13 protein-coding genes are annotated in these 16,396 nt (G+C 60.3%); 6 read left to right on the forward strand and 7 right to left on the reverse strand.

Going from position 1 to position 16,396, the window contains the following annotated elements; translation table 11 throughout:
- Positions 1 to 248: 248 nt before the first annotated feature.
- The 3 genes from aauS to AC07V0_RS22290 are packed head-to-tail and all read left to right on the forward strand — an operon-like array spanning position 249 to position 3,813.
- Positions 249 to 2,150, forward strand: coding sequence for a two-component sensor histidine kinase AauS (gene aauS, locus AC07V0_RS22280; protein WP_064616311.1), 1,902 nt, complete (start codon positions 249 to 251; stop codon positions 2,148 to 2,150).
- Entirely contained in the window at positions 2,147 to 3,475 is a 1,329-nt protein-coding gene (gene aauR, locus AC07V0_RS22285; protein WP_086946084.1) for a two-component response regulator AauR, read from the forward strand. Before aauS ends, aauR begins: the two co-directional genes overlap by 4 nt.
- An 8-nt stretch (positions 3,476 to 3,483) precedes the next feature.
- Positions 3,484 to 3,813, forward strand: a complete 330-nt coding sequence (locus AC07V0_RS22290) for a GlpM family protein (RefSeq protein WP_173861185.1) — start codon at positions 3,484 to 3,486, stop codon at positions 3,811 to 3,813.
- A gap of 77 nt (positions 3,814 to 3,890) precedes the next feature.
- Here AC07V0_RS22290 and AC07V0_RS22295 read toward each other — a convergent pair whose 3' ends face one another.
- Together AC07V0_RS22295 and AC07V0_RS22300 are read right to left on the reverse strand one after the other, a co-directional pair.
- A complete protein-coding gene (locus AC07V0_RS22295) occupies positions 3,891 to 4,799 on the reverse strand; it encodes a hypothetical protein (RefSeq protein WP_086946082.1) in 909 nt (302 codons plus the stop codon).
- Positions 4,796 to 5,491, reverse strand: a complete 696-nt coding sequence (locus AC07V0_RS22300) for a hypothetical protein (RefSeq protein WP_064616308.1) — start codon at positions 5,489 to 5,491, stop codon at positions 4,796 to 4,798. The genes AC07V0_RS22295 and AC07V0_RS22300 overlap by 4 nt, the downstream gene beginning before the upstream one ends.
- 576 nt (positions 5,492 to 6,067) lie before the next feature.
- On the opposite strand from AC07V0_RS22300, the gene AC07V0_RS22305 reads away from it, so the two are divergent.
- On the forward strand, positions 6,068 to 6,424 hold the full coding sequence (locus AC07V0_RS22305) for a DUF6124 family protein (protein WP_064616307.1): 357 nt from the start codon (positions 6,068 to 6,070) through the stop codon (positions 6,422 to 6,424).
- A 192-nt stretch (positions 6,425 to 6,616) separates the two neighbouring features.
- Here AC07V0_RS22305 and AC07V0_RS22310 read toward each other — a convergent pair whose 3' ends face one another.
- Positions 6,617 to 7,651 carry an alpha/beta fold hydrolase gene (locus tag AC07V0_RS22310; protein ID WP_086946081.1) on the reverse strand — a complete coding sequence of 345 codons (1,035 nt, stop codon included), beginning with the start codon at positions 7,649 to 7,651 and terminating at the stop codon, positions 6,617 to 6,619.
- Positions 7,652 to 7,901: 250 nt separating this feature from the next.
- Here AC07V0_RS22310 and AC07V0_RS22315 point away from each other — a divergent pair, with 250 nt between their 5' ends.
- Positions 7,902 to 11,108 (forward strand): hypothetical protein, encoded by a 3,207-nt coding sequence (locus AC07V0_RS22315; protein WP_495019931.1) that lies wholly within the window; start codon positions 7,902 to 7,904, stop codon positions 11,106 to 11,108.
- Positions 11,109 to 11,259: 151 nt separating this feature from the next.
- On the opposite strand, the gene metE is transcribed toward AC07V0_RS22315, so the two are convergent.
- Positions 11,260 to 13,572: a 5-methyltetrahydropteroyltriglutamate--homocysteine S-methyltransferase gene (gene metE, locus AC07V0_RS22320; protein WP_192351690.1), complete on the reverse strand. Its 2,313-nt coding sequence runs from the start codon at positions 13,570 to 13,572 to the stop codon at positions 11,260 to 11,262.
- Between the two features lie 119 nt (positions 13,573 to 13,691).
- On the opposite strand from metE, the gene metR reads away from it, so the two are divergent.
- A complete protein-coding gene (metR, locus tag AC07V0_RS22325) occupies positions 13,692 to 14,609 on the forward strand; it encodes a transcriptional regulator MetR (protein WP_018926627.1) in 918 nt (305 codons plus the stop codon).
- Between the two features lie 5 nt (positions 14,610 to 14,614).
- Here the strand turns inward: metR and AC07V0_RS22330 are convergent, their stop codons facing one another.
- From AC07V0_RS22330 to AC07V0_RS22340, 3 genes are read right to left on the reverse strand one after another with little or no spacing between them, the layout of a single operon-like run.
- On the reverse strand, positions 14,615 to 15,124 hold the full coding sequence (locus AC07V0_RS22330) for a GNAT family N-acetyltransferase (RefSeq protein ID WP_018926628.1): 510 nt from the start codon (positions 15,122 to 15,124) through the stop codon (positions 14,615 to 14,617).
- Positions 15,125 to 15,126: 2 nt separating this feature from the next.
- Entirely contained in the window at positions 15,127 to 15,765 is a 639-nt protein-coding gene (locus AC07V0_RS22335) for a LysE family translocator (RefSeq protein WP_064616303.1), read from the reverse strand.
- Positions 15,766 to 15,801: 36 nt separating this feature from the next.
- Positions 15,802 to 16,236: an NUDIX hydrolase gene (locus AC07V0_RS22340; RefSeq protein WP_018926630.1), complete on the reverse strand. Its 435-nt coding sequence runs from the start codon at positions 16,234 to 16,236 to the stop codon at positions 15,802 to 15,804.
- Between the last annotated feature and the right edge of the window lie 160 nt (positions 16,237 to 16,396).

Below are 16,396 nucleotides of genomic sequence, written 5' to 3' on the forward strand. Positions count from 1 at the left end.
TACGCCCCCCCCCCCCCCCCCCCCCCCCCCCCCCCCCCCCCCCCCCCCCCCCCCCCCCCCCCCCCCCCCCCCCTTTTTAATGATACGGCGACCACCGAGATCTACACACTAGCCGTGTCGTCGGCAGCGTCAGGTGTGTATAAGAGAAAGGGGCCCCCTCGCCACAAAAGCCCCCTTGCCATACAGCAACTCCCACGGGGCCCGTGGGGATATGGATATTGTGTTGTGGTTGACCCAAGGCATCTGTGATGAAATGCGACTCCACTCTCTATCGCGCCGCGCCGCCATCACTCGCCGTGAAACCCCGTTTGATTCGCCATCTGTTCCTGCCGCCGCTGATCATCGCCCTGATGATCGGATTGGGTTACATCGGCTTCTGGGTCAGTGAACACTACGGCATTCGCAGCCTCAGCGAGAATGGCCAGCGTCAGCTGGAACTGCACGCGCGCGCCGTCGAAAGCGAGATCAGCAAATACACCTACCTGCCCAGCCTGCTGGAACTCGAATCGAGTGTTTCCCAGCTGTTGGCAGACCCGTCGCCGGAACTGCGGCAGAGGGTCAACGAATACCTCGAAGGCCTGAACCGGCGCAGCCGCAGTCGGGCCATTTATGTGATGGACACCACCGGACGCGTACTGGCCACCAGCAACTGGCGCGATGTCGACAGTTATCTGGGCGAAGACCTGTCCTTCCGCGCCTACTTCCAGAACGCCGTGCGCGGCCAGCCGGGGCGGTTCTACGGCATCGGCAGCACCAGCGGCGAACCCGGCTATTACCTGGCTCATGGCCTGGAGGAACATGGCAAGATCACCGGCGTCGCGGTGGTCAAGGTGCGCCTCGAAGCCATGGAAGAACGCTGGCAGCGCGCGCGCCTGGAAGCGTTCGTCAGCGATGAGAACGGCATCATCATCCTCTCCAGCGATCCGGCGCGGCGGCTCAAGTCGGTGCTGCCGTTGAGCGACGACACCAAGGAACGCCTGGCCCGCAGCCTTCAGTACTACTGGTATCCGCTGAATGAACTGCAACCGCTGGCCCGAGAGAAACTGGCTGAAGGCGAGGAAAAACTGACCTTCCCCGCCAACAGCGAACTGGTGTCCGATGAAGAGAACATCAGCTACCTGTCGCAAACCCGGCCGCTGAGCGACACCCCGTGGAATTTCACCCTGCTCACGCCCCTGCAAGACCTGCGGCGTGAAGCGATCAATCAGGGAATCCTGGTGGCGGTGGCGTTTGCCCTGGTGGCCTTCCTGCTGATCGCCTGGAACGAGCGGCGCAAAGTGATCGCCACCCGCCTCGCGGCGCGGGAAGCCTTGCAGGAAGCCAACAATCAACTGGAGCGTCGGATTACCGAACGCACCACTGACCTGCGTGCCAGCAACGAACGGCTCAAGGGGCAGATTCGTGAGCGTCGGCAGGCTGAAGAAACCTTGCGCCGCGCTCAGGATGAACTGGTCCAGGCCGGCAAACTGGCGGCCATCGGCCAGATGTCCACCAGCATCGCCCACGAATTGAACCAACCGCTGGCAGCCTTGCGGACCTTGTCCGGCAATACCGTGCGTTTTCTGGAGCGCGGTCAGCTGGATGTGGCCAGCACCAATCTCAAAACCATCAATGAACTGATCGACCGCATGGGCCGGATTACCGCCAGCCTGCGTTCCTTCGCCCGACGCGGCGATGACCAGGGCCAGGCCAGCCTCGGCAAAGGCGTGGACGCCGCCCTGCAACTGCTGGGCAGCCGGATGGAAAGCGTGCCGCTGCAACTGCATCGCGATTTCACCGACGTGCAGGTGCAGATCGACCAGACCCGTCTGGAGCAGATCCTCGTCAACCTGATCGGCAACGCGCTCGATGCCATGCAGTCGCAGCCCCAACCGACGTTGTGGCTCGAAGGCGAGGAATACGACGGCAAGTATCGCCTGCGGGTGCGCGACAACGGCCACGGCATCGATGCCGAAGCGCGCAAGCATCTGTTCGAACCGTTCTTCACCACCAAGCCCGGCGAACAGGGCCTGGGCCTCGGCCTGACCCTGTCGGCGAGCCTGGCCGCCGCCACGGGCGGGCATCTGGGTGTCGAACACCCGGCCAGCGGTGGCACCACCTTCGTCCTCAGTTTACCGTTGGTAAGCCCTACTCCCGCCGAGCCAATATGAACAACGACCTTAGTGTGCTGATCGTCGAAGACGACCCCCATGTGCTGCTCGGTTGCCAACAGGCACTGACGCTCGAAGACATTCCCTGCATCGGCGTCGGCAGCGCCGAAGAAGCGCTGGAGCGGGTGGGCGATAACTTCGCCGGCATCGTCATCAGCGACATCCGCCTGCCGGGCATCGATGGCCTGGAACTGCTGACCCGGCTCAAGGCCCGCGATCGCAGCCTGCCGGTGGTGTTGATTACCGGCCACGGCGACATCTCGATGGCCGTCGGCGCGATGCAGAAAGGCGCCTACGACTTCATGGAGAAACCCTTCTCCCCCGAACGCCTGGTGGACGTCGCCCGCCGTGCACTGGAGCAACGCAGCCTGGCGCGGGAAGTCACCTCGTTACGTCGCCAACTGTTCGAGCGCGATTCCCTCGAAGGCCGGATCATCGGTCGCTCGCCGGCCATGCAGAACCTGCGGGAACTGATCGCCAACGTCGCAGATACGTCGGCCAACGTGCTGATCGAAGGCGAGACCGGCACCGGCAAGGAACTGGTTGCACGTTGCCTGCACGACTTCAGCCGTCGGCACAGCAAACAGTTCGTCGCGCTGAACTGCGGTGGCCTGCCGGAGAACCTGTTCGAAAGCGAAATCTTCGGCCACGAGGCCAACGCTTTCACCGGTGCCGGCAAACGGCGGATCGGCAAGATCGAACACGCCGATGGCGGCACGCTGTTCCTCGACGAAGTGGAAAGCATGCCGCTGCCGTTGCAGATCAAGCTGCTGCGGGTGCTGCAGGAACGCACCCTCGAACGCCTGGGTTCGAACCAGAGCGTGGCGGTGGATTGCCGGGTGATCGCCGCGACCAAGTCCGACCTGGATGAGTCGAGCAAGGCCGGCGAGTTTCGCAGCGACCTGTATTACCGCTTGAACGTGGTCACCCTGGAACTGCCGCCGCTGCGCGAACGCCGCGAAGACATCCTGCAATTGTTCGAGCACTTTTTGCAGCAGTCATCCCTGCGCTTCGACCGCTCGCTGCCTGAACTGGACAACCAGACCGTGTCGATTCTGATGAGCCACGACTGGCCAGGCAACGTGCGCGAACTGCGCAACGTCGCCGAACGCTTCGCCCTCGGTCTGCCGGCCTTCAAGAAGACCGGCGCCAGCGGCAGCAATCAGGGCCTGGCCTTCGCCGAAGCGGTGGAAGCTTTCGAGCGCAACCTGCTGAACGATGCCTTGCAGCGCAGCGGCGGCAACCTGACCCAAGCCAGTCAGGAACTGGGGATGGCCAAGACCACACTGTTCGACAAAGTGAAGAAATACGGGCTGAGCCACTGATGGACCTGATTTTCAAAGCAACCCTGGGCGCGGCGGTGGTGGTGATCCTCGCCATGCTGGCCAAGACCAGAAACTATTACATCGCAGGCCTGGTGCCGCTGTTTCCGACCTTTGCGCTGATCGCTCATTACATCGTCGGCAAAGGGCGTTCACTGGATGATCTGAAGACCACCATCGTGTTTGGCATGTGGTCGATCTTTCCGTACTTCGTCTATCTGGCGACCTTGTATGTGATGGTCGACCGGATGCGGCTGGAGGCTTCGCTAGCGGTGGCGGCAGTGGCGTGGTTGATGGCGGCGACAGTGCTGGTCAGCGTGTGGGTGCGCCTGCACGGCTAAATTCAAAAAAATCGCGGCCTGCTGCATTTGCATACACCTGCAGGAGCTGCGAAGGCGGCTCCTGCAGGTGTAAGTGGTTACTGCCCGTAAACCTTCTGCAACTGCGTTGGTGTCAACGCATCCTCAAACGGCACCGGCACCGATTTCACCGCCCCGTAGAGGTTGCGATAACGCCAATAGTTTCCGTTGTTGGCCAGTTGATAACCACGCTCGACCACTCGCTGGCCATCAAGGTTATAACGCAAGGTTTCCTGGGCGGTCGCTGGCGGTGTCGGCTGCATCAGGTCAGTGGCCAGAACCCGCATCGATTCATCGATACACTCGTCGAGCACCGCCGTGACCTTAGCCAAATCGAGGTCGCCGTCGTCGATGCACTGCTTGCCACAGCGCCGAATCGGCTGGCTGACGACTTCGATCCGCATGCGATACAGCGCCGAACCGGCAATATCCTGGACCTGCACCTGATTGATCAGCACGAAACTGCCGCGATCGGGGGTAAGCATCAGTTTGGGCTCAATCACCAGGCGTGCGGTGACCTGCCCTTCTCCTTGCTTGAACCCGGCCGCTTGCGAAGCCTGTTGATAGCGCTGTTGCAGGCGCTCCTGCAATGGAACGCCTGCAAGCAAGTCGGCCATCGGTCGCGCCTCGTTGAGCGCGGTTTTTTCCGCATCGCGCTGCAAGCTGCCGCTGCCCATCTGGGTGTAGATCAGGCTGGCCACCAGCAAACCGGCAAGCCCGGCACCGTTGCCTGAACTGGCCACCAGATTATGACTCGACGACGCAGCCTTCAAAGCGGCCTGCGAGTCAATCACGGTGCTGGCACCCACAAAGGATGGCGGCAACTGCACGTCGACCTTAAGCCCGTGGGCCTGGATGTAAGGCAAGGCACTCTGGTCCTTGAAACCGGCCTCAGGAGCCGGTTTTTGCGCACACCCCGTCAGCATCAGCAGGGCCAGCGCACCCGCCACTATGGGCAGGCGCGTCATTGCGCGAACGGGGTGATCATTTGCTGACGGCTATTGTCCATAGCCTGATAGAACGCGTTGGACAAGTTGGTATAGGTCGGCTCGTCCCATTCGCCCTGGGCGGCTTGCGTAGCGACAAAGGGTTTGAACCACAGCAGTTTGTTGTCTGCCAGATCGATCACCATGCCCTGTCCGCCCACCTGCGCCATCGGTACGCTGGTCGGCACAACGCTGTAGTAGCTGCGGGTGGCACCGGTGGCGTAGACATTCACCAGCAGCAGACGATCAACGCCGTAGGCGGCCTTGACCGGCGTCATGTCACGGGTCATGTAGCCTTCGCGGAAACTGGTTTCCTTATACGCATTCAGGTCGACCGGCTCGTTGATCCGCTTGGCTTTGTAACCCTTGGCCTGCAGCTTGGCGACAAGGACATCCGGCAAGGTGTGAAGGTCGCCCACTTGCCATTTTGCGACGTTGTCACTGAGCTTGCTGTTAACGCCCTTGTTGATGGCGTAATCGAGAAGCCCCTGATTGCCGGTCAATGCCAGCACCGGCTCGGGCACCACAGTGATCGCCACGCCAATAGTCGGTTCTTTGGCATCCCAGAACTGCTGGTCCAGCGGTACTGGAGGTTGCACGTGGGCACAACCGGTGAGGGTCAGGCAGGCGAACAACATCAGTGCTGCCCAGGTGCGTAGAACGTGAAGATTCATGGATCAAGTCCCTATGATTATTAACGATGCTGCTTATGTCGGCAGCATCGGCAAAAACTGTAGTGGCACATTGATATGTCTTCAGGAGGAGAAAGTTTGAACGATATGCCCGCAGGCTGAGCCTGTGTGGGAGCCGTGCTTGCCTGCGATGACGGCCCAGACGACATCTGCGGTGACTGACACACCGCCATCGCGGGCAAGCCCGCTCCCACAGGTTTTGGGGTGTTTGGGCAGACGTGTTTAGTTCTGTTTAGCGTTACTTCCTGAAAGCTACAGCGCCTTGCGTCGTCGCCTACAACCACGTCAGAATCCGCTGGCTTGTGCGCCTGGGGGCCCGTCGGTAACTTGGTTCGTGTCACTGATTCCCAGTGATCGGGTTTAGTAGCCCGGCTTTTTCCGGTCGCATAAATGTCATCCAGTCAGGCAGTTGCCTGCACTTGAAGGTGGCTGTGCGCATGGCGCCCTCGGGCGCGCCGGTTTTGACTGGAGGCCGGTCTACTAACTTGCGCACAGCTGCCACCCATTCCGTTTAGTAGCGAGATGAGTTGCAGCTCTACTAACAGGAGCTCCAGTTCAATGTTCAAGATCACGCCAAATCCACCGGAAACCGACGACGTTTCCCCCTACGAAACCCCAGACTCCAAAAAGCTCAACGAAGCCGCCGAGCGCGCCCTCGATTACTACCTCAAACCGGTCATTCCCAAAGACACCCCACGCAAACCCAGCACCCTTTACCTCGTCGCCCCCAACGCCGATAACGAAACCCTACTGGTCAACGCCTGCGAGTCCCTGGCGGCGGCGAGCGTGATGTTGAGTGATTTCGCGGGGCAGCTGAACGGCCCGCAGCGCAATACCGTGCTCGGCATCCAGAACTCCGTCATGCTGGGTGAACTGGCGGTGAACCGGATGCTCGATAACTTCGTCCCAACGTAAAACAGCTTCCTCTGTAGTTGAGGCGCTTTTGTGGCGAGGGAGCTTGCTCCCGCTCGGCTGCGCAGCAGTCGTAAACAGGTCAATGCGGATTACCTGAGACTGAGCAGCCTGTGCAGGATTGGGGCTGCTTCGCAGCCCAGCGGGAGCAAGCTCCCTCGCCACAAGAGCCCGCTCCCACATTTGGATTGGGAACTACAGAAGATTGGGAGTTGCCACCGGATCAATCTGCGCCCAGTGCGAAGTATCTTCGCGATGGGCCTGCAAATACGGCAACACCGCCGCCAGCAACGGTGCCTTGAACGCTTCCTGAAAACGATGGGCCAGCCCCGGAATCAACTTCAACTGACTGCCACGAATGTGTGCCGCCAGATGCACGCCATGCATCACCGGCAACAACGGATCAGCGGTGCCGTGAACCACCAGCGTCGGCACGCGCAGTTGGTTGAGCAGATCTACACGACTGCGCTCGGCAAGGATCGCCATGATCTGGCGCTTAACGCCTTCCGGGTTAAACGCCCGGTCATAAGACAGCGCCGCTTGATGCAGCAACGCCTGCCGATCATCAGTGACCGAAGGACTGCCCAGCGCCGCCAGCAAATCAGCCTGTTGCTCCAGCGCCACTTCACGATTCGGCGCACTGCGTCGCGCGAGCAACTGCACCAGCGCCGCACTCGGCGCCGGCAAGCCTTCGGCACCCGAGCTGGTCATCAGCAACGTCAGGCTCTCGACCCGCTGCGGCGCCATCGCCGCCAGATGCTGGGCGATCATCCCGCCCATGCTGGCGCCCAGCACGTGAAATTGCTCGACGTGCAACGCGTCCATCAACCCCAGTGCATCGTCGGCCATGTCGGTCAGCGTATAAGGCGCGGCCACCGGTAAACCGAGTTTGTAGCGCAGCACTTCGAACGTCAGGTTGGCCTCGGCCGGTGCCTGGCGCCAAGTGGACAGGCCAACATCGCGATTGTCATAGCGAATCACCCGGAAACCCTGCTGACACAACGCGACCACTACCTCATCCGGCCAGTGAATCAACTGCCCGCCCAGGCCCATTACCAGCAACAACGCAGGGTCGGACGCACGGCCGATGCTCTGGTACGCCAGACTCACCTGATCCAGATCGACCCGTTCGGTCGGAACATTGACATCGCAACGAGACGCCGCCAAAGACGGGAAATTGAACAACACAGCGATCAGAAAGACCGCTGTGGATAAAAATCGTGCACGCATGAAAAACACCGAAACGCAGAACTCCAGTAGAGCGCGAGTCTGATGAAGTTTGTACAAGCGCGCTGCCACAGTTACGTGACAGTTTGATGAAGAGTGCTGAACGGTTGTGGGGCATGCGGGCCCACCACTCATCGGAAAACAACCTCAGCCTGTTATTTATGACAGTTGCCAGCCGCCAGCTTCGAGCCTTCAATCCTCTGACGCACCAATGCCCAGCGGTTCAGGCACCATCTCAAAATCGGAGCATGCTATGAGCGCTTTTACAGCAGAACAATTGGCCGCACTGCAACACGAAAGCCCGCAGCAACCGGTCGATCCCTTCGCAGAGATCAAGTCAGAGGGGGTATTTACGCAGTATGGAATACTCAATCTGTATCCTGCCCTGATTCCTGGCTGGCACAAGGTCGACTACCCCGTGGCATCGTACGGGGTCAACGCTGACGAAACGGCTGGCGCCGGAATTGGCTGGCTGATTCTCTTCCACTCCTACGAATTGATGGCGGCGCAAGACACGATACGGCTGTACATGGGCAAACGCCTTGAGCCGGGCCAGGTCCCGGATCCGACAGAGGAAGGTACCCTGATCAAGACAGTCGTGGTCCCTTCCGATCACAACAACCAGGACGTACTCAGTTTCATTCCCAGAGGCGCCATTGAAAGACCGGGCATCCACCGGTTGTGGTACACCGTCGAGCGCACCAGCGGCAATGGCCCCGAGTCCTCGGACGGAATCGTCGTATGGTTCAAGCCGACCTTCCCGGACAGCCTCGATCCGACGGGCAACTCCAGCGAACGAGTGCCTTTGCAAGCCCCTGAATTCCCATCGATTATCGATCAGGCGATGGTTGAGAGAGGCGTTGATTTCATCATTCCGCGCTGGCCGATCATGAGCCCGGGGGACACAGTTTTGATGACTGTAGGCAATCAGCTCGTCGCTTACGTGATCAAGCCCGAAGAGATTGATCAGGACATCACGATTTTTGTCCCATCATCCGTTCTTGAATTGATAGGGCCTACCAAGCCATTGCTCGTCAGTTACAGAATTCACGATCAGGTGCACAACAGCAGCCACACTTCAAAAATTGGTGACGGGGAGCTGGTTCCGGATAAAACCTATCTGGACATGTGCTGGGTAAATGAAACGGTGGATGACGTGTTGTTCATCGACACTCTCGATGGCCATCCAATGGAAGTTGTCGTGCCCGTTAAAAGGGGGGACGCCATCACCGGGGACACCGTGGAGCTCAAGCTTTATGACCCCAGGACCGAATTTTCACGTCTCTTTGGTCCCCTGATCTACAGGACACCCAGCGTAACGTTCCCTGTTCCCTATGCGGTCGTGAAGCAACTCGCCCCTGCGACCATAACGCTGAGTTACGAACGCATCAGAATCGAGAAAGGCGAGAAGATCCGCACGCCGTCCTACCCGTACTCTCCCGAGCTGATCGGCGAAAAATATCGCGGGCCCGCCCCTACAGCCCCCCAGGCCCATGGCGGCGTACTGTCGCCAGACCTTGCAGAGACAGTTGTGTATGTCGGCCCGGACATCAAGGGGCTTGAAATTGGCGATAAGGTAACGTTGACCTGTCTGAGCACGAGCGCAGGTGGCACCACTCGCCTGCAAATAGAAGAGAGGTTTGTCACTCGTTCGATGGTGATCCCAGGGGCGGGAATCATCGTGCCGTTCGAGATCGACACGAGGCACTTTGACACGTACCTGAGTGGCTCATTCAAGGCTACTTACACCGTAACCGGGGAAAATCACCTCGCCCCCCTGGAATCTCATGCTTTGCTTTTGCACATCGGCCCCGTCCAAGACACCTTGGATGTCGTCAATGTCGGCAAGGACGAAAACGGTGTACTCGATCCCAAGGATATTCCCTTCGGCACTCCGGCCATTTGCCCGGCAAAGGCCCATACCCAGGTCGGCGACACGGTTTACCTTCAGGTGTGGACCGCTGACGACAGACTCGTCTGGGTCGACTCGCTACCCATTACCGCCGCTCACATCGGTAAGGACATTGAGTTCAGATTGACGTTCGAACTGATCGACTCGCTGAACCACCAGGTCATCCGTATCGACTGGTACATTGAACGTAACCGAGCACTGCCGCTGACGGCGCCCGAACTGGAGTTACGCGTTGGGGATGTAGCTCTGGAGCTCCCGCCTCCAACGCTCGTTGAGGTGTCCTCCGGCAACCGAATCAATCCGCGGCTTACCGAAAAAAGCACGACCGTCGAAATCACCTATAAAGGCATGTCCGCCGCCCATCGTATCGCTCTGATCGTGATTGGCCGCGCCGGCTTGGGCAGCCCTGTCGTGGCCACGCAGCCAGGTAACGCCAACGGTACGCTACTGATCGAATTGCCACTGACGACAGTGCCCGCCAACCTGCGTCACTTCATTAAACTTCGATATCGTGTGTCCCAGCCCGAACTACCTGACCAATACTCCGGCGTCACCACTTATGAAGTCACCGCTGTACCCGATGAAGCCATCGTGTTTCCGAGCCTCAGCATTGCACAAGCGCCGGATCACAAGACGCTGGACCTCAGCACGTTTCAAGGCGATGCGCGCTGGAGTCTGGCGCGCTGGCTATTTATCGCCATAGGGACCCGAATGCGCGTGGCCTTGGGTGGAAGCAATGCGGCGGGAGCCGATCATCCCATCATATTGTTCGATGGCGTGATTACTGCCGATCATGTGACAAGTGGGTTGAGCGGAGTCATCAACCGTCAGCAACTTGAACTGTTCAAGGATGGCGGTCAGGTGATGGGGCTTTCGATTGCGAACTTCAACAACAAGGGTGGCGTCGACACGTTTTTCCCTGTTCGTGAGTTAACACTCCTGAACAAGACCTGGAGTCTGCTCATCAATAGAGCGATCGATGCCAATACAAACGCTTCGATTCCCAACGGCGGCAGCACCAAAACCAATCGCGTGACGTTGTCCGGCACGGGTAAACCGGATAGCACACTTACACTGTTCCAAAACGATAATGTCCCGAAACCCATCGACTCATTCAAAGTGCCCGACAGCGGCAACTGGAGTTACACCGTCACAGTAACGGCCTCGTCGTTTTATCGACTTACCGTTATGGAGCAACCCACAGGGCGAACCTCGAACCTGTGGACGTTCAGTGTATTGGCACCCGAACCGGCTCCCGTCAGACCGCACATATTACTGGCGCTTAATGCAAGAGGTCAGAGCCTGTATGACTACCAGCACACAAGGACGACCGGTATCAGCGTGAATGGCGTTGCCGCGCCCGGTGCAATGGTGCAGATATTGCTCAATGGGATCGTCGTTCAGGACCGCGTTTACGTGGGCACTAATGGCTTCTGGCAGTCTGTCCTTTTTGGAGTGGGTTCTGGCACACACCAGCTCAGCGTAAGAGGCTTGTATGGCAACTATCCCGTTTCGCTGGTGTTCACACAGTCGGTGACCTACGGCTAGGGTACTGAGCGGTCGTATTCAAGACCAAGTCGCCTGCTTCGCGAGCAAGCCCGCTCCCACAGGATTGATGTCGTACACAACTTCTGTGATCGACCTCTCCCCCGTGGGAGCGGGCTTGCTCGCGAAGGCGCCAGAACAGGCGCCGCAGGATTTAGGCCAACTGACTGCGCAACTGCCGCGCCGCCGCCACCATGTTCACCAGCGCCGCCTCAGTCTCCGGCCAGGCCCGGGTCTTCAACCCGCAATCGGGGTTTACCCACAACCGCTCGGCCGGAATGCGCTTCACCGCTTTGCTCATCAACTTGACCATCTCGGCCGTGTCCGGCACCCGGGGCGAGTGGATGTCGTAGACGCCCGGGCCGATGTCGTTCGGGTAGTCGAAGGCTTCGAAGGCCTCCAGCAATTCCATGTCCGAGCGCGAGGTTTCGATGGTGATTACGTCGGCGTCCATGGCGGCGATGGACTCGATTACGTCGTTGAATTCGCTGTAGCACATGTGGGTGTGGATCTGGGTTTCGTCACCCACACCCGATGCACTCAGGCGGAACGCTTCCACCGCCCAGTCGAGGTATTCCTGCCATTGCGCCCGGCGTAGCGGCAGGCCTTCGCGGAACGCGGCTTCGTCGATCTGGACGATCTTGATGCCCGCAGCTTCCAGGTCGACCACTTCATCACGCAGGGCCAACGCCAACTGCTGCGCCTGGATTTTGCGCGAAACGTCTTCGCGCGGGAACGACCACATCAGCATGGTCACGGGACCGGTGAGCATGCCTTTCATGATCTTGTCGGTCAGGCTTTGCGCGTAGGTGATCCAGTCGACGGTCATGGCGTTCGGGCGACTCAGGTCGCCGTAGATGATCGCCGGCTTGACGCAGCGCGAACCGTAGCTCTGGACCCAGCCGAAACGGGTGAACAGGTAGCCGTCCAGTTGCTCGGCGAAGTACTCGACCATGTCGTTGCGCTCGGCTTCACCGTGCACCAGCACGTCCAGCCCCAGGCGTTCCTGGATTTTCACGGCGTGGCGGATTTCGCTGTGCATGGCATCGGTGTAATCGTTGGCCGAGAGTTTGCCTTGCTTGAAGGCCTGACGAGCCAGGCGGATCGAACCGGTTTGCGGGAACGAGCCGATGGTGGTCGTCGGGAATGCCGGCAGCTGCAAGCGCGCGCGCTGTTGCTCGATCCGTTTGGCAAACGGCGAATGGCGTTGGCTGTCTGCCGCGCCGATGGCGTTGATGCGGGCCTGGACATCCGCCTTGTGGATACGCGGCGATTGGGCGCGGCTGGCCTGAATGGCGCGGCTTTCAGCCAGGGCGGCTTGCACCTTGGGCGCTTGCGGATCGTTCAGGGCATCGCGCAGCACGGCGATCTCACCGCACTTCTGCACGGCAAACGCCAGCCAGCTTTTCAGTTCGGGGTCGAGTTTGTCTTCACGCGCAAGGTCCACCGGGCTGTGCAGCAGCGAGCAGGAACTGCTGACCCACAAGTTATCGCCGAAGCGCTCCTGGGCAAATTGCAGTTGTGCCAGGGCTTGCTCCAGTTCGCAGCGCCAGACGTTGCGGCCGTTGACCAGCCCCACCGAAAGAATCTTGTAGGTCGGCAGTCGATCCAAAACCTGGCCGAGCTGATCCGGCGAACGCACCGCGTCAATGTGCAAACCTTGTACAGGCAGGCCGACGGCCAGCCCGAGGTTGTCTTCCAGGCCACTGAAGTAGGTGGCCACGAGTTTTTTCAGTGGCGAGTATTGGAGGATGTGGTAAGCGCGCTCGAAGGCGTTTTTCCAGGCCTGTGGCAAGTCGAGGGTCAGGATCGGCTCATCGATCTGCACCCACTCCACGCCTTGGGCGGCGAGGCGGCCGAGGATTTCACCGTAGATCGGCAGCAGGCGCTCCAGCAGGTCGAGCTTGTCGAAGTCGTTGCCTTTGGCTTTGCCCAGCCACAGGTAAGTCAGCGGGCCGATGATCACCGGTTTGACGTTGTGGCCGAGGGCCTTGGCTTCTTCGACTTCATCGAACAGCTGTTCCCAGCTCAGTTTGAATGGTTGGTCTGCGCTGAATTCCGGGACCAGGTAGTGGTAATTGGTGTCGAACCACTTGGTCAGTTCCTGGGCGTATTGCGCGGTGCCGTGTTCGCTGCCGCAGCAGGCTGCCGTGGCGCCACGCGCCATGGCGAACAGAGTGTCGAGGGTCGGCAGGCCGCGTTCATCCTTGACGCTGTCGAAACGCTCGGGGATCACACCGAAGGTCAGGGAATGGGTCAGTACCTGGTCGTACCAGGCGAAGTCGCCGACGGGCAGCAGGTCGATGCCGGCGTCTTTCTGCAATTGCCAGTGGGTGGCGCGCAGTTGGCGGCCGACGCTGTTCAGGGCGTCCTGATCGAGATCGCCCTTCCAGTAGGCTTCGAGGGCTTTTTTCAGTTCGCGGTCGGCACCGATGCGCGGAAAACCAAGTGTGTGGGCCAGGGCCATGGTGAATTTCTCTCTATAAAGGATGCTGTAAAACATGCTGCTATTGTCGACAGCTCAGCCAACATGAGACAAACTCAACCTTTTCGTGTTGATCACAAGTTTTCCTCATGGAGCCCTCGGTGCTTGAAATCCGTCACCTGAAAACCCTGCACGCCCTGCGCGAAGCCGACAGCCTGGTGGATGCAGCCGACCGCCTGCACCTGACCCAATCGGCGCTGTCCCACCAGTTCAAGGAGCTGGAAGAACGCATGGGCATGCCGCTGTTCGTGCGCAAGACCAAACCGGTGCGCTTCACCAGTGCCGGCTTGCGCCTGCTGCAACTGGCCGACGCCACCCTGCCGTTGCTGCGCAGTGCCGAGCGCGACATTGCACGGCTGGCCGGTGGCACGGCGGGGCGTCTGCACATGGCGATCGAGTGCCACAGTTGCTTCCAGTGGCTGATGCCGACCATCGACCAGTTCCGCGATGCCTGGCCGGAAGTCGAGCTGGACCTGGCCTCGGGCTTCTCCTTCGCCCCGCTGCCGGCGCTGGCCCGAGGCGACCTGGACCTGGTGGTGACCTCCGATCCGCTGGAACTGGTGGGCATCACTTACGTGCCGTTGTTCACCTACGAAGCCATGCTCGCGGTGGCGAACCAACACCGCTTGGCGAGCAAACCGTACATCGTGCCCGAAGACCTGCTCACGGAAACCTTGATCACCTACCCGGTGGAACGCGATCGGCTGGACATCTTCACCCGCTTCCTGGAGCCGGCCGACATCGAACCGGCGCAGGTGCGCACCTCGGAACTGACGGTGATGATGATGCAACTGGTGGCTAGCGGTCGCGGTGTCTGCGGCATGCCCCATTGGGCGCTGCATGAGTACAGTTCACGGGGTTATGTGAAGGCCAAGCGACTGGGGGAGAAAGGCTTGTTTGCGACGTTGTATGCCGGGATCCGCGCCGACATGCTGGATGCGCCGTACATGCGCGACTTTTTGCTGACGGCCAAGGACACGTCGTTTTCGACGCTGGATGGGGTTAGTGCCGTCCGATAGAACGATCAAGGCTCAGGGGTGATCTCGCGCCACATGTGGATCTTGTCGAAGTAGTCTTCGCCGACCCGCACCGCCAACGGTTCCAGGCCAAACTGCACGAAGCCGCAGCGCTGATACAGCCTGAAGGCGGCTTCGTTGCCGGCGGTGACGGTCAGCTGGATCAGCCTCAGGCCTTGATGACTCTGCGCTTCAGCCAACGCCGCCTGTAACAGTTGATAACCGAGCCCGCGCTGGCGCACCTTGCCGGTCACGTACATGCCAAACAGCGTCGCCTTGTGCCGGGCCTTTTCCCGAGACTCGAAGGCCAGGCCGACGATGCCTGCCAGTTCCCCTTCCTCGAACGCCCCGAGCACCCGGTCCAGCTTGCTGGTCAGGCGCGACTCCCACCACCCCAGCGGCATCGTGGCGCGCTCGCGCACGCTGGAAGTGAACGCCTGGGGATGCGAGTCGTAGGCTTCGAGCATCAGCGCCCGATAATCCAGGGCATGACTGGCATCAAGCCGCTGAATCCACATGTTCAGGCCACTCGCCGCTGCTCAAACATCAACCGCACCGCCAGCCCGGACAGGACGAAGCCCATGAAATAGCGCTGCATCGCCAGCCAGTTCGGGTTGTTGACGAACCAGGAGGCGATGCCTGCGGCGAACAGCGCGATCAGCAGGTTGACGCTGAAGCTCACGCTGATCTGGGTCAGGCCGAGGATGATGCTCTGGTTGAACACCGAACCGTGCTCAGGGGAAATGAACTGCGGAAACACCGACAGATAAAACACCGCGATCTTCGGGTTCAGAGCGCTGGTGAGAAAACCCATCGTGATCAATTTGCGTGACGAGTCCGCCGGCAACTGCTGCGCCTCGAACGGCGAACGCGCACCGGGCTTGACCGCCTGCCAGGCCAGCCACATCAGGTACAACGCACCGGCCCACTTCAGCACCTCGTAGGCCACCGGCACGGCCATGAACACCGCGGTCAAACCCGCTGCAGCAGCGAACAGGTGCACTAGAAATCCCGCGACCACACCCAGCAATGACGTCACCCCGGCCTTGCGTCCCTGGCAGATGGAACGGGAGATCAGGTAGATCATGTTCGGCCCCGGCGTGAGTACCATCAGCAACGCCGCGGCGGCAAAAATCAGCAAGTCTTGAAGTGGAATCATGGGCATCCTGTCCTTGAAGTCAGAGGGTCTGGGTGATCAGGCGGTTTCGATCAGTGAAGCTCGATAAAACGGCAAGATCAGGTCTCGTGTCAATGGCGCCAGCGTGAGATCGCCGTCGGTGGCCGGGTCGATCCAGCGCACCTCTTCGATTTCCGCCGCCGGGCAAACGTCAGAATCGATGGTCAGCTGAAACAGTTCGGCCTGTACGACAAAACCCGGCTCGTTGGCGGCCGGTGCCGAGAATGGCCCCAGGTAGGTGGCGTGCGCCGGATCGATGACCAGTCCCAATTCCTCCTCCAGCTCACGGGCCAGGGCGTGGACCGGTTGCTCATGAGCCTCGATCTTGCCCCCCGGCTGCATGAACGCCTGGGTGCCGCGCTTGCGCACCAGCAAGGTGCGACCGTCGGGGCCGATCAACAGGGCAGCGGCAATGTGGATGATGCGGGGCGAAGCGGCGGATGAAAGCGTCATGGATCAGGATTGGCCTTGGGTAAAGGCGCAAGGATCACATGAGCGCCGGCTTTTCGTCACGCCGAAAAAAATTTCCGCAGCCTCCCTGTAGGAGCGGGGGGGGGGGGGGGGGGGGGGGGGGGGGGGGGGGGGGGGGGGGGGGGGGGGGGGGGGGGGGGGG

It is taken from the genome of Pseudomonas sp. GW821-FHT01E10, from assembly GCF_059422365.1.

Coding starts and splice junctions, on each gene's coding strand:
- AC07V0_RS22330 (WP_018926628.1), bottom strand. CDS start 15,124: ATGTGGATTCAGCGGCTTGATGCCAGTCATGCCCTGGATTATCGGGCG.
- aauR (WP_086946084.1), top strand. CDS start 2,147: ATGAACAACGACCTTAGTGTGCTGATCGTCGAAGACGACCCCCATGTG.
- AC07V0_RS22315 (WP_495019931.1), top strand. CDS start 7,902: ATGAGCGCTTTTACAGCAGAACAATTGGCCGCACTGCAACACGAAAGC.
- metE (WP_192351690.1), bottom strand. CDS start 13,572: ATGGCCCTGGCCCACACACTTGGTTTTCCGCGCATCGGTGCCGACCGC.
- AC07V0_RS22300 (WP_064616308.1), bottom strand. CDS start 5,491: ATGAATCTTCACGTTCTACGCACCTGGGCAGCACTGATGTTGTTCGCC.
- AC07V0_RS22335 (WP_064616303.1), bottom strand. CDS start 15,765: ATGATTCCACTTCAAGACTTGCTGATTTTTGCCGCCGCGGCGTTGCTG.
- aauS (WP_064616311.1), top strand. CDS start 249: ATGAAATGCGACTCCACTCTCTATCGCGCCGCGCCGCCATCACTCGCC.
- AC07V0_RS22340 (WP_018926630.1), bottom strand. CDS start 16,236: ATGACGCTTTCATCCGCCGCTTCGCCCCGCATCATCCACATTGCCGCT.
- AC07V0_RS22295 (WP_086946082.1), bottom strand. CDS start 4,799: ATGACGCGCCTGCCCATAGTGGCGGGTGCGCTGGCCCTGCTGATGCTG.
- AC07V0_RS22310 (WP_086946081.1), bottom strand. CDS start 7,651: ATGCGTGCACGATTTTTATCCACAGCGGTCTTTCTGATCGCTGTGTTG.
- AC07V0_RS22305 (WP_064616307.1), top strand. CDS start 6,068: ATGTTCAAGATCACGCCAAATCCACCGGAAACCGACGACGTTTCCCCC.